Genomic DNA, 13,069 nt, shown 5'->3' with positions numbered 1-13,069 from the left:
CTTTGGGATGTGTGCGTGACGTGCTTGCCGAACTGCTGCCGGTCTGGCGTGCCGGCGAGACCGCGGGATTGGCGACGGTGGTACGGACGTTCCGGTCCGCACCACGGCAGCCCGGCGCCGCGATGGTGGTGGCTCCGGACGGGTCGGTGGCCGGCTCGGTGTCGGGCGGTTGCGTGGAGGGCGCGGTCTACGAGCTGGCCACCGAGGCCGCCGCGACCGGCACGCCGCGGCTGGAACGCTACGGAGTCAGCGACGGTGACGCCTTCGCGGTCGGACTCACCTGTGGCGGCATCATCGACATCTTCGTCGAGGCGGTGTCCCGGGCGACGTTCCCCGAACTCGGCTCGGTGGCCGACGACGTCGGGCAGCATCGCGCGGTGGCGGTCGCGACCCTCATCGCCCATCCCGACGCGCGCCGGGTGGGCGGCCGGCTGATCGTCCGGCCGCACGACGCGGTCGGGTCGCTGGGTTCGGCGCGCGTCGACGCCGCCGTCACCGACGACGCGCGCGGCCTGCTGGCCGTCGGCCGCAGCGAGGTGCTCGAGTACGGGCCCGACGGCCAACGCCTGGGGGCGGGCATGGCGGTCTTCGTCAGCAGCCACGCCCCCCGGCCCCGGATGCTGGTCTTCGGCGCCATCGATTTCGCCGCGGCGCTGGCGCGGCAGGGATCGCTTCTCGGCTACCGCGTCACGGTGTGCGACGCCCGCGCCGTCTTCGCCACCCCGGCGCGCTTCCCGACGGCCGACCACGTCGTCGTCGAGTGGCCGCACCGCTACCTTGCGGAACAGGCGCAGGCCGGCGCGGTCGACTCCAGCACGGTGATCTGCGTGCTCACCCACGACCCCAAGTTCGACGTGCCGCTGCTCGACGTGGCGCTGCGACTGCCCCGCGTCGGCTACGTCGGGGCGATGGGATCGCGCCGCACCCATGAGGACCGGATGGCCCGGCTGCGCGCGGCCGGGCTGACCGACGAGGAACTGGGCCGGCTGTCCAGCCCCATCGGGCTCGATCTCGGGGCGCGCACGCCGGAGGAGACCGCGGTCTCGATCGCCGCTGACATCATCGCCAAGCGCTGGGGCGGTAAGGGCCGGCCGCTGTCGGAGACCGCCGGGCGCATCCACCACGATGCCCGCGAGTTAAAGGATCACTTAACTCGCTATTGACGCCCAGGTCAGGGCGGCCGACACTGGGGGCCCCAGCCCCGAAGTGAGGTGCGTCACATGCAAGTGCCCGGGCCGTTCGAATACGAGCGCGCGACCAGCGTCGACCACGCCATCGGATTGCTGGATCGGCTGGGGGAGGGGGCGCGCATCGTCGCCGGCGGGCACAGCCTGCTGCCGATGATGAAGCTGCGCATCGCCAACCCCGAGTACCTCATCGACATCAACGACCTGGCCCTCGAGCTTGGGTACGTCATCACCGATCCGACCCTGGTGCGCATCGGCGCGATGACCCGCCACCGCGAGATCCTGGACTCCGACACCCTGGCCGCGGTTTGCCCGATCTTCCGCGACGCCGAGAAGGTGATCGCCGACCCGGTGGTCCGCAACCGCGGCACCCTGGGCGGCTCGCTGTGCCAGGCGGATCCGGCGGAGGACCTGTCCACGGTGTGCGAGGTGCTGGACGCGGTGTGCCTGATCCGCGGGCCGTCGGGGGAGCGCGCGGTGGGGATGGACGAGTTCATGGTCGGTCCGTACGAGACGGCCGTCGCCCCCAACGAGATGCTGATCGAGGTGCGAATCCCGGTGCGCGACAGGACGTCCAGCGCGTACGCGAAGGTGGAGCGGCGCGTCGGTGACTGGGCGGTCGCGGCCGCCGGCGCGTCGATCACCCTCGACGGCGACACCATCGCCGCCGCGCGGATCGGCCTGACCGCGGTGGACGCCGACCGCGCCGCCCTGGCCGAGGTGTCGGCGGCGCTGGCCGGCGGCCCCGCCACCGACGAGGCCTTCGTGGAGGCGGGCCGCCGGGCCGCCGAGGCCTGCGAGCCGGCGGAGGACATCCGCGGGACGGCCGCCTACAAGCGGCACCTCGCCGCCGAATTGACCACCCGCACGCTGCGTTCGGCCGCCGCACGGGTGCGCGCCACGGCAGGGGGGAGCTAGCGATGCACGTCACCATGACGGTCAACGACGAGCAGGTCAGCGCCGACGTCGAGCCGCGGACCCTGCTGGTCCACTTCCTGCGGGACCACCTGCGGCTCACCGGAACCCACTGGGGATGCGACACCAGCAACTGCGGGACGTGCGTCGTCGACGTTGACGGCGTGCCGGTGAAGTCCTGCACGATGCTGGCGGTGATGGCGTCGGGGCACAGCGTCCGGACAGTTGAAGGGCTGGCCGTGGGCGGCCGGCTCGACCCGGTGCAGGAGGGGTTCATGCGCTGTCACGGCCTGCAGTGCGGCTTCTGCACCCCGGGCATGATGATCACCGCGCGCGCCCTGCTGGACCGCGACCCGCACCCCGACGAGGACACCATCCGGGAGGCGATCTCCGGGCAGATCTGCCGGTGCACCGGCTACACCACCATCGTGCGGTCCATCCAGTGGGCGGCCGACAACTCCGGCGCGGAGGCCCAGGCATGACGACCATCGAATCCCGGCCGCCGTCACCGGAAGATCGAGTCGACAACGACCAAAAGCCTTGCGGTCACGGGCGGATGCTGCGCAAGGAGGACCCGCGCTTCATCCGCGGCCGCGGCACCTACGTCGACGACGTCAACCTGCACGGCATGCTGCACCTGGCGATCCTGCGCTCGCCGTACGCGCACGCCCGCATCGCCTCGATCGACGTGACCGCCGCGCAGGCCCACCCGAAGGTCAAGGCGGTCGTCACGGGCGCCGACCTGGCCGAGAAGGGGCTGGCCTGGATGCCGACCCTGTCCAACGACGTGCAGGCCGTGCTGGCCACCGACAAGGTGCGGTTCCAGGGCCAGGAGGTGGCGTTCGTCGTTGCCGAGGACCGGTATTCGGCGCGCGACGCGCTGGAGCTGATCGACGTCGACTACGACCCGCTGGACCCGGTCGTGGACGTCCGCAAGGCGCTGGACCCGTCGGCGCCGGTCATCCGCACCGACCTCGAGAACAAGAAAGACAACCACATCTTCGACTGGGAGACCGGCGACGCGGCGGCCACCGAGGCGGCGTTCGCGCGCGCAGACGTCGTCGTCAAGCAGGAGATGGTCTACCCGCGGGTCCACCCCGCACCGATGGAAACCTGCGGCGCAGTAGCGGATTTGGACCCGGTCACCGGGAAACTCACCCTGTGGACCACCTCGCAGGCGCCGCACGCGCACCGCACCCTGTACGCACTGGTCGCCGGCCTGCCCGAACACAAGATCCGGGTGATCTCGCCCGACGTCGGCGGCGGATTCGGCAACAAGGTGCCGATCTACCCGGGGTACGTCTGCGCGATCGTCGGCTCGCTGCTGCTGGGCAAGCCGGTCAAGTGGATGGAGGACCGCAGCGAGAACCTGACGTCCACCAGCTTCGCGCGCGACTACATCATGGTCGGCGAGATCGCCGCCACCAAGGACGGCAAGATCCTGGCGATCCGGTCCAACGTGCTGGCCGACCACGGCGCGTTCAACGGCCAGGCCGCGCCGACGAAGTACCCGGCCGGCTTCTTCGGGGTGTTCACCGGCAGCTACGACCTGGAGGCCGCCTACTGCCACATGACCGCGGTGTACACCAACAAGGCGCCGGGCGGAGTGGCGTACGCGTGCTCGTTCCGGATCACCGAGGCGGTGTACTTCGTCGAGCGGCTGGTGGACTGCCTGGCCTTCGACCTGAAGATGGACCCCGCCGAGCTGCGGCTGCGAAACCTGCTGCGGCCCGAGCAATTCCCGTACCAGAGCAAGACCGGCTGGACGTATGACTCGGGCGACTACGAGGCCACCATGCGCAAGGCCATGGACATGATCGGCTACGAGGCGTTGCGCGAGGAGCAGGCCGCCAAGCGGGCGCGCGGCGAGCTGATGGGCATCGGCATGTCGTTCTTCACCGAGGCCGTCGGCGCCGGCCCGCGCAAGGACATGGACATCCTCGGCCTGGGCATGGCCGACGGGTGCGAGCTGCGCGTGCATCCGACCGGCAAAGCCGTTGTGCGGCTGTCGGTTCAGACGCAGGGGCAGGGCCACGAGACGACGTTCGCCCAGATCGTCGCCGAGGAGCTGGGCATCCCGCCCGACGACATCGACGTGGTGCACGGCGATACCGACCAGACCCCGTTCGGGTTGGGCACCTACGGCAGTCGGTCGACGCCGGTCTCCGGCGGCGCGGCGGCGCTGGTCGCCCGCAAGGTGCGGGACAAGGCGAAGATCATCGCGTCGGGCATGCTCGAGGTGTCGGTGGCCGACCTGGAATGGGAGAAGGGTTCGTTCCACGTCAAGGGCGACCCGTCGGCGTCGGTGACGATTCAGGAGATCGCCATGCGCGCCCACGGGGCCGGCGATCTGCCCGAGGGCATCGAGGGCGGGCTGGACGCCGAGGTCTGCTACAACCCGGAGAACCTGACCTACCCGTACGGCGCGTATTTCTGTGTGGTGGACGTCGATCCGGGCACCGCGGTGGTGAAAGTGCGGCGATTCCTGGCCGTCGACGACTGCGGCACCCGGATCAACCCGATGATCATCGAGGGCCAGGTCCACGGCGGCATCGTCGACGGCATCGGCATGGCGCTGATGGAATGGATCGCCTTCGACGCCGACGGCAACTGCCTGGGCGGGTCGCTGATGGACTACCTGATCCCGACGGCGATGGAGGTGCCGCACCTCGAGACCGGACACACCGTCACGCCGTCACCGCATCACCCGATCGGCGCCAAGGGCATCGGCGAATCGGCCACCGTCGGCTCCCCGCCCGCCGTGGTGAACGCGGTGGTGGATGCGTTGGCGCCGTTCGGCGTTCGCCACGCCGACATGCCGCTGACCCCGTCGCGCGTGTGGGAGGCCATGCAGGGCAGGGCGAGGCCCCCGATTTGAGCACGGTCAGCGAACGGGCCCAGCAGCTGCTGGCCGCGCGCACACCCTTCGTGCGCGCGACCGTGGTGCGCGCCCAGCCGCCCACCTCGGCGAACCCGGGCGACGAGGCGATCCTGTTGCCGGACGGCACGATCGAGGGCTTCGTCGGCGGCCAGTGCGCGCAGAACTCCGTCCGCAAGGCGGCGCTGGGCGCGCTGCAGGCGGGCCAGAGCGTGCTGCTGCGGGTGCTGCCCGACGGCGACGTGCACTTCCCGGAGGCCCCCGGCGCCTGCGTGGTGGTCAACCCGTGCCTGTCGGGCGGGTCGCTGGAGATCTTCCTGACGCCGCAGCTACCCGCCCCGCTGATCGAAATTCACGGCGCGACGCCCATCGCCGACGCCCTGGCCCGGCTGTGCGGGGTGCTCGGCTACGACGTGCGGACCGGCTCGGAGGCGGGTGCCGCCACCGCGGTGGTGATCGCCAGCCACGGCGGGCCGGAGGCCGAAACGGTCCGCGCGGCACTCGATGCCGGCGTCGGCTACATCGGCCTGGTGGCCAGCAGGGTGCGGGGCGCGTCGATCCTCGACCCGCTGGGCCTGTCCGACGCCGAGCGGGACCGGGTGCACACCCCGGTCGGGCTGGACATCGGCGCCAAGACCCCGGCGGAGATCGCGGTCTCGATCGCCGCCGAACTCGTCGCCGGCATCCGCGCCGGTGAGCTGGGCCGGCCCGTCGGGATCAGGGACGCCCCGGCCGAGGCCGTCGACCCGATCTGCGGCATGGCGGTGCCCATCCGCCCGGACACCGAGCACCTGCGGCTGGCCGGCGTTGACCACTGGTTCTGCGGTTCGGGATGCCGCGCGGCCTTCGCCGCGAAAGCTGGCGCATGACACCGGTAGCGTTCACCGGGCCCGACGACGTGATCGCCCGGTTCGACGCGCGCGACTACCTGCTCGACACCGGGACCGCGTCGGCCATCTACCTGGCGGTCGCGCTGGGCAAACCATTGCTCCTGGAGGGTGAGCCCGGGGTCGGCAAGACGACGGCCGCGAAAACCCTTGCCGCCGTTCTGGGCACGACGCTGATCCGCCTGCAGTGCTACGAAGGCCTGACCGCGAGCGAGGCGCTGTACGACTGGAACTATCAGCGCCAGCTGCTGTCCATCCGGCTCGCCGAGGCGCAGGCGACCGGCATCCGGGAGGCCGACCTCTACACCGAGGCGTACCTGGCGGACCGGCCCATCCTGCGCTGCGTGCGGCACCGCGGCCCCGCGCCGCCGGTGCTGCTGATCGACGAGATCGACCGCGCCGACGACGAATTCGAGGCGCTGCTGCTCGAATTCCTCGGCGAGGCCGCGGTCACCGTCCCCGAGCTGGGTACCTTCGTCGCCGAGCGGCCGCCGATCGCGGTCCTCACCTCCAACCGCAGCCGCGACCTGCACGACGCGCTGCGCCGTCGCTGCCTGTACCACTGGATCGACTACCCGGAGCCGTCCCGGGCCGCCGCGATCGTCCGGCGCACCGTGCCCGGCGCGACCGCCCCGCTGATCGAGCGCGCCACCCAGTTCGTCGGCCGCGCACGCGATCTCGACCTGGACAAGCCGCCCGGCGTCGCTGAGACGATCGACTGGGTCGCCGCCCTGGTGGCGCTGGGTGTCGCCGATCTGGTGGATCCGCAACGGGCCCTGACCAGCCTGGCGGCCCTGGCCAAGACGCCCGACGACCGTACGCTCGTTCGCGACGCCTTTGTTGAGTACAGCCGCACCTGAGAGGACCGCAGCATGAAGATCGCCAACCAGTTCACCGTCAGCGCGCCCATCGACAAGGCGTGGGCCGTGCTGTGCGACCTGGAGCAGGTGATCCCGCTGATGCCGGGGGCCGCACTGACCGGCCACGAGGGCGAGGACTACCTCGGCAAGGTCAAGGTCAAGGTCGGGCCGGTCACCAGCGAGTTCAGCGGCAAGGTGCGCTTCGTCGAGCAGGACTCGACCCAGTACCGCGCCGTGATCGACGGCAAGGGCAAGGAGACGCGGGGGACCGGGAACGCGGCCGCCACGGTCACCGCGCAGCTGCACGAGGACGGCGAACGCACCAGCGTCACCGTCGACACCGACCTGAAGATCGTCGGCAAGCTGGCCCAGTTCGGCAGCGGGATGCTGCAGCAGGTGTCGGAGAAGCTGCTGGGCCAGTTCGTGGAGTCGCTGGAGGCGGAGCTGGCCGGCCAGAGCGTCGCGGCGCCTGCCACGCCGGAGGGTCCCGCGGAGATCGGGCGGGTCCCGGAACCCGCCCCGGCCCGCGCCGAGCCCGAGCCCATCGACCTGCTCCAGCTCGCCGGCGGCGACCAGCTCAAGAAGTACGGCGCGGTGGCGGTGGCGGTGCTCGCCGCGCTGGTGCTGATCTGGGTGCTGCGCCGGCGGCGTTAGCGCCGCATGGGCACCCTGTTTCGGGGCACCGACCTCGCGGCGTTCGCGGCCGCGCTGGTCGCGCGCCTGCGCGGCGCCGGGGTGCACGTATCCGCCGACGGCCCGGCCGGTTTCGTCGAGGCGCTGCGGCGCCTGGCGCCGGACACCGCCCCGACGCTGTATTGGGCCGCGCGGCTGACCCTGGTCAACCGCGGGGAGGACCTCGCCGCCTTCGACGCCGTCTTCGCGGCCGTGTTCGGCAGCGCCCGGCCCGACGGCGCGCGGGGGCCCGAGCCGCCGCTCCCCCGTGCGGGGAAGGCCACACACGCCGCCGGCACCGTCCGCCGGGCGGGCGGCCCGCCCACCGGCGCCGTGCCGTGGGCCACCCGCGGCGGCGCCGCGCGCGACGATGCCGAAGTCCCCGACCTGCACATCCCCGCCGCCCTGCCCAGCCGCCTGGCCGCGCTCGCCGACCAGCCGTTCGACCGCTTCGACGCGGACGACCTGCGCCTGCTGGGCTCGTGGTTGGAGGCCACCGCCGCGCGCTGGCCCCGGCGCCGCAGCATGCGGTTCGAGCCGAGCGCCGGCGGCAAGCGGATCGACCTGCGGGCCACCATGAATGCTTCGCGCGCAACCGGATTCGAGACGGTTACGCTGGCGCGCACCCGGCCGCGGACCCGGTCCCGACTGGTGGTGTTGGCGTGCGACGTGAGCCGCTCGATGCAGCCGTACGCCGCGGTGTATCTGCACTTGATGCGGGCCCTGGCGCTCCGCCGGGCCGCGACCCGCCCCGAGGTGTTCGCGTTCTCGACGTCGCTGACCCGGCTCACGGCCGTGCTGTCGCATCGCTCGGCCGAGGTGGCGCTGGCCAAGGCCGACGCGACCGTCGCCGACCGGTACGGGGGCACGTTCATCGGCCGCAGCGTCGGCGCCCTGTTGGCGCCGCCGCACGGTAACGCGCTGCGCGGCGCGGTGGTGATCATCGCCTCCGACGGCTGGGACGCCGACCCGCCCGACGTGCTCGCCCGCGCCATGGCCCGGCTGCGCCGTCGCGCCGCGCTGGTGGTCTGGCTCAATCCCCGTGCGGCGCAGGGTGACTACCAGCCGCTGGCGGGTTCGATGGCCGCCGCCCTGCCGTACTGCGACCTTTTCCTGCCCGCACACAACCTGACCGGCCTGCGCGCACTGCTGGACGCGTTGGCGGCCAGCTGACCGGACAAACGGCGGTCCACTGGACGAACCGATGCGGTGCAACCCGGCCCGCGGACCGTAACGCTGGTGCCTACGGAACCGCTGGCGGTTCGAAATACCGGAGGACACAACATGGCAGCACCACGCAAGCACCACCCGGTCGTCTTCATCCACGGACTGTGGATCCACTCGGCGGCCTGGGGCCCGTGGCTGGAGCTCTTCGAGAGCTGCGGCTATTCCGCTTCGGCGCCCGGATGGCCCGGTGACGGCCCAACAGTGGCCGAGACCCGCCGCAACGCCGCGGCATTGAACGACGTCGGGATCGGCGAGATCGTGCAGCACTACGCCGGACTCATCCACTCCTCCGAGCCGAGGCCGATCGTCGTCGGGCACTCTTTCGGTGGCCTGATCGCGCAGCTGCTGCTCGACTCCGGCCTCGCCGCCGCCGCGGCCGCGATCGACCCGGCACCCATCAAGGGCGTCAAGGTGGTGCCGCTGGCGCAGGTGCGCTCGGGGTTCCCGATCCTCGGCCACCCGCGCACCCGGCACAAGACGGTGGCGTTGAACCCCAAGCAGTTCCACTACGCGTTCGGGAACACGCTGAGCCGCCAAGAATCCGACGCGCTCCACGCCGCCGTGAGCATCCCCGGCCCGGGTCGGCCGCTCTTCCAGGGCGCCGCCGCCAACTTCTCCCGCCACTCACCGGCCAAGGTCGACGTCCACAACACCAACCGCGGCCCGCTGCTGCTGACGTCGGGCACCGACGACCACGTGGTCCCGCTGAAGGTCACCAAGGCCACCCATCGGCTCTACGCGAAGGCCCACTCGGACACCGATTTACACCTCTTCAAGGGCCGCGGGCATTCGCTGACCATCGACAACGGGTGGAAGGGCGTGGCCGATGTCGTGCTGCAATGGCTGGCCCGAAAAGGCTTGTGACGCGGGTATCCTGCGCAGATGCGGCTGAGCGCGGAAGAGGCCGGCGAACAGCGGACGGTCAGTGATCGGTTGCTGATGATCATCGACGCCATCGCCAATTCGCCCGGCGAGGTGGGCCTGTCGGAGTTGGTGAGGCTGACCGGGCTGAAGAAGGCGACCGCGCACCGGCTGGCCGCCGACTTGGTGGCCCACCGGATGCTGGAGCGGGGCGCCTACGGATACCGCTTGGGTCTGCGCCTTTTCGAGCTCGGCCAGCACGTCCCGGCGTCGCGTCGGCTGCGCAACTGCGCACGGCCGTTCATGGCCGACCTGGTGACCGCGACCGGCGAGACCGTGCACCTCGGCGTGCTCGACGGCACCGACGTGCTGTGCATCGAGAAGCTCACCGGCCGGCGCACCGCGGCCGCGGCCACCTCCATCGGCTCGTGGCTTCCGGCGTACTGCACCGGCCTGGGCAAGGTGCTGTTGGCCTTCAGCCACGAATCGGCCGCCGCGCCGACGCTGGCCGAGCCGATGACCGGGCACACCGGCACCACGATCACCGATCCCACCCAGTTTCTGCGCGAGCTGGCCAGGATCAGGGACGCCGGCGTCGCCTACGACCGCGAGGAGTGGCTCCCCGGGGTGGTCTGTGTGGCGGCGCCGATCGTGGTGGAAAGCTACGTCGGCCGCGACGGGCACCGCGCCGTGGCCGCGTTGTCGGTGACCGGTCCCGCCGGCCGCCTGCAGACCGCCCGGGTGGCGTCGGCGGTGCGCACCGCCGACGCTGACCATCAGCCGCAACCTGGGCCTGCCGCAGCTGCGGTGAACTAGTGTCCTGCGCCGGGAATTCGGGTGCAGCCCCCGCACCTGTCTCCGAGCATGGGTCGTATGGACGAAAAGTGACGGCGGTGTGTACTTTTCCCCACGTTCGACGTATTCACTCGCGACGCTAGTCCAACGCTAGTCCGGCATCGCGGCGACGAGCTGATCGGGTGTCAGTGGCAGCGAACGCACCCGGACGCCCAGCGCGTCGTACACCGCGTTGGCGATTGCCGCGGCCGTCGGCCCCTGCGCGCACTCACCCACCCCGAGCGGGGGATCGCCCTGCCCGGCAAGGAATTCGACGTCGACGGCGGGCACCTCGGAGAACCGCAGGATCGGGTAGGTGTCCCAGGTGTCGCTGGTCACGTTGAACCGGTCGAACCGGACCCGCTCCTTGAGCGTCCAGCTGGTGGCCTGCACGGCGCCGCCCTCGATCTGGTTGGTCGCGCCGTTCGGGTTGATCAGCATTCCGGCGTCCACCGCAATCGTCAGCCGGCGCACCCGCACGGCGTCGGTCGCCTCGACCTCGGCCACCACCGCGCAGTACGCCGACGCGTTCTTGTAGCGGGCGTACCCGATGCCGCGCCCGACCGAATCGCGGCGCGCCCAGGATTCCCAGCCGGCCCGCGCCGCCGCGGCGTTGAGCACGGCCCGCCCGCGCGGATCGGACAGGTGCGCCAGCCGGAATTCGACAGGGTCACGGTCGGCGGCCGCGGCGAGCTCGTCCATGAACGACTCGGCGGCGAACACGTTGACGAACGCGCCCAGCGACCGCAGGGCCGAGGTCCGCAGCGGCATCTCGCTCAGCAGGTGATTGGTCACCCGGTGGGCCGGAAAGTCGTAGCCAGGCAAGGCGTTTCGCGCGGTTCCGCCACCCCAATCGAGCGGGGGCTCGCCGCCGGCGCGGATCGGCTCGCCGCCCGCGCGGTGGCTGGCCGCCAGCAGCGCGTTCGTCGCGGTGGTCCCGGGGCGGCCCATGTAGCTGTTGCTCCAGATCTCGTGGCGCCAGGCCAGCACGCCGCCGTCGTCCCCGCAGTCGGCGCCGATCTCGACGACGGCGGCCGGACCGAACGGCGCCCACGCCAGCTCGTCGGCGCGCGACCACACCACGTGCACGGGTGCCCCCGGCACCGCTCGCGCCAGCACGGCGGCGTCCATGGCGGCGTCGTCGGCCCCGTTGTGGCCGTAACAGCCGGCGCCTTCGACGTGGCGAACCACCACCCGAACGGGCGCCAGGCCGAACGCCGCGGCGAGATCGTGCCGCAGCTGGTAGACCCCCTGGGTCTGTGACCAGACCTCCAGACGCCCATCGGGGTGCGCGAGCGCCGCGGCCGACGACGGGCCGATCGAGGCGTGCGCCAGGTACGGCCGGTGGTAGCGCGCCGCGTGTGACCGCGCCACGCGGGCCGGCCCGGCGGCCGCGGGGTCTTCCTTGGACGCCAGCACCGCCGTTTCGGCGCGCGCCGACATCAGGAAGCCGGGCAGGTCGTCCTCGTCGGGCAGCGCCGGCCGCTCGTCCCAGCGGGCGTCGGCGCGCAGCCGGTCGGCGGCGCGCAGCGCCACCTCCTCCCGCTCGGCCACCACGCCGAGGAAATCGCCGTCGCGCACGACGGCGACCACCCCCGGCAGCGCGCGCGCCGGCCCGGTGTCCACCCCGCGCAGCGTCGCCCCGCGCGACGGCGGGCGGACGACGCGGCCGTAGCGCTGCCCGTCGAGCACCAGGTCGTGCACGTAGCGCGGGCGGCCGGCCAGCTTGTCGGGGAGGTCGAGGCGCGCGGCGTCGGTGCCGACGATCGCGTAGCCCGCCTCCGGCTTGGGCGCGACCTCGCCGGTGACCTCCCGGTCCAGCAGCGAATCGTCGGCCAGCTCCCAATAGCTGGTCGCCACCCCGTCCGGGCCGGTGATCTGGCCGTCGAGCACGCCGAGCTCGTCGACCCCGACCGCCAGCTTGGCCGCCGCGGCCTCCAGGTAGATCGCCCGCGCCTCGGCGCACACCTGGCGCAGCGCCGCCCCGGAGTGCTGGATCGACCGGCTGCCGGCGGTGAACCCCTCGTCCGGGCTGACATCGGTTGCGGCGGCCACCATGCGGATCCGCGAGAGGTCGACGTCGAGCTCCTCGGCGGCGATCTGCGCCAGCGCCGTCAGCACGCCCTGGCCCAGCTCCACCTTGCCGGACCGCACCTCGACCACACCGTCCGACCCGATCCGCACCCAGCCGCCCAGGACGGGGTTGTCCGCCAGCGACGGCGACACCTCAGCCGCGGCCATCGGTCGCACCCCGCAGCTCCGCCGCCGCGGCCAGCACGGCCGCCACCACCCGGTTGTGCGACCCGCACCGGCACAGGTTGGGGTCCAGCGCCGCGCGCACCTCGGCGTCGGTCGGATCGGGATTTTCGGCTAGCAGGGCCGCCGCGGCCACCACGATCCCCGACATGCAGTAGCCGCACTGCGCGGCCTGCCGCTCGGCCAGGGCGCGCGCCACCGGGTGCGGTTCCCCGTCGGCGCCCAGCCCTTCGATCGTCTCGATCGACCTGTCGCCGACCGACCACAGCGGCGTGTCGCACGAGTAGATGGGCCGGCCGTCGGCGAGCACGAAACACGCGCCGCACAGCCCGATTCCGCAGCCGAACCGCGTCCCCTTCAACCCCAGGTGGTTCCGCAGCACGTACAGCAGCGGCGTGTCGTCCTCGGCGTCCACCTGGTGGCGGCGCCCGTTGACCGTCAACTCCGTCATCACTCCAGCATCCACGGCCGGCGGCCGGCGCGCGTTCAGGC

12 protein-coding genes are annotated in these 13,069 nt (G+C 72.2%); 10 read left to right on the top strand and 2 right to left on the bottom strand.

From position 1 onward, the window contains the following. Window positions 1-11 precede the first annotated feature (11 nt). From SKC42_RS20040 to SKC42_RS19995, 10 genes are all read left to right on the top strand, one after another. Window positions 12-1,163 carry an XdhC/CoxI family protein gene (locus SKC42_RS20040; RefSeq protein WP_330966019.1) on the top strand — a complete coding sequence of 384 codons (1,152 nt, stop codon included), beginning with the start codon at window positions 12-14 and terminating at the stop codon, window positions 1,161-1,163. A 57-nt stretch (window positions 1,164-1,220) separates the two neighbouring features. Next, entirely contained in the window at window positions 1,221-2,105 is an 885-nt protein-coding gene (locus SKC42_RS20035; protein WP_330966018.1) for an FAD binding domain-containing protein, read from the top strand. A 2-nt stretch (window positions 2,106-2,107) separates the two neighbouring features. Next, entirely contained in the window at window positions 2,108-2,584 is a 477-nt protein-coding gene (locus SKC42_RS20030) for a (2Fe-2S)-binding protein (RefSeq protein ID WP_330966017.1), read from the top strand. Continuing rightward, window positions 2,581-4,980: an aerobic carbon-monoxide dehydrogenase large subunit gene (locus SKC42_RS20025; protein ID WP_330966016.1), complete on the top strand. Its 2,400-nt coding sequence runs from the start codon at window positions 2,581-2,583 to the stop codon at window positions 4,978-4,980. The genes SKC42_RS20030 and SKC42_RS20025 overlap by 4 nt, the downstream gene beginning before the upstream one ends. Further along, window positions 4,977-5,849, top strand: a complete 873-nt coding sequence (locus SKC42_RS20020) for an XdhC family protein (protein ID WP_330966015.1) — start codon at window positions 4,977-4,979, stop codon at window positions 5,847-5,849. Before SKC42_RS20025 ends, SKC42_RS20020 begins: the two co-directional genes overlap by 4 nt. Then, on the top strand, window positions 5,846-6,727 hold the full coding sequence (locus tag SKC42_RS20015; protein WP_330966014.1) for an AAA family ATPase: 882 nt from the start codon (window positions 5,846-5,848) through the stop codon (window positions 6,725-6,727). Before SKC42_RS20020 ends, SKC42_RS20015 begins: the two co-directional genes overlap by 4 nt. Before the next feature lie 12 nt (window positions 6,728-6,739). Then, complete coding sequence (locus SKC42_RS20010) at window positions 6,740-7,381, top strand: SRPBCC family protein (protein ID WP_330966013.1); 642 nt, start codon at window positions 6,740-6,742, stop codon at window positions 7,379-7,381. Window positions 7,382-7,387: 6 nt separating this feature from the next. Further along, a complete protein-coding gene (locus SKC42_RS20005) occupies window positions 7,388-8,572 on the top strand; it encodes a vWA domain-containing protein (protein ID WP_330966012.1) in 1,185 nt (394 codons plus the stop codon). A gap of 111 nt (window positions 8,573-8,683) precedes the next feature. After that, window positions 8,684-9,490 (top strand): alpha/beta hydrolase, encoded by an 807-nt coding sequence (locus SKC42_RS20000; RefSeq protein ID WP_330966011.1) that lies wholly within the window; start codon window positions 8,684-8,686, stop codon window positions 9,488-9,490. 18 nt (window positions 9,491-9,508) lie between these two features. Beyond that, the gene (locus SKC42_RS19995) at window positions 9,509-10,303 is read left to right on the top strand and encodes an IclR family transcriptional regulator (RefSeq protein WP_330966010.1); all 795 of its coding nucleotides are present in this window, start codon (window positions 9,509-9,511) and stop codon (window positions 10,301-10,303) included. Between the two features lie 129 nt (window positions 10,304-10,432). Here the strand turns inward: SKC42_RS19995 and SKC42_RS19990 are convergent, their stop codons facing one another. Then, window positions 10,433-12,562, bottom strand: a complete 2,130-nt coding sequence (locus tag SKC42_RS19990; protein ID WP_330966009.1) for a xanthine dehydrogenase family protein molybdopterin-binding subunit — start codon at window positions 12,560-12,562, stop codon at window positions 10,433-10,435. Further along, on the bottom strand, window positions 12,549-13,028 hold the full coding sequence (locus tag SKC42_RS19985) for a (2Fe-2S)-binding protein (RefSeq protein WP_330966008.1): 480 nt from the start codon (window positions 13,026-13,028) through the stop codon (window positions 12,549-12,551). Before SKC42_RS19985 ends, SKC42_RS19990 begins: the two co-directional genes overlap by 14 nt. Window positions 13,029-13,069 lie beyond the last annotated feature (41 nt).

It is taken from the genome of Mycobacterium sp. 050134 (genome assembly GCF_036409085.1).
Classification (GTDB): Bacteria; Actinomycetota; Actinomycetes; order Mycobacteriales; family Mycobacteriaceae; genus Mycobacterium.
Note: the sequence above shows the minus strand (reverse complement) of the source record. Positions and strands in the feature narration are given on the sequence as shown.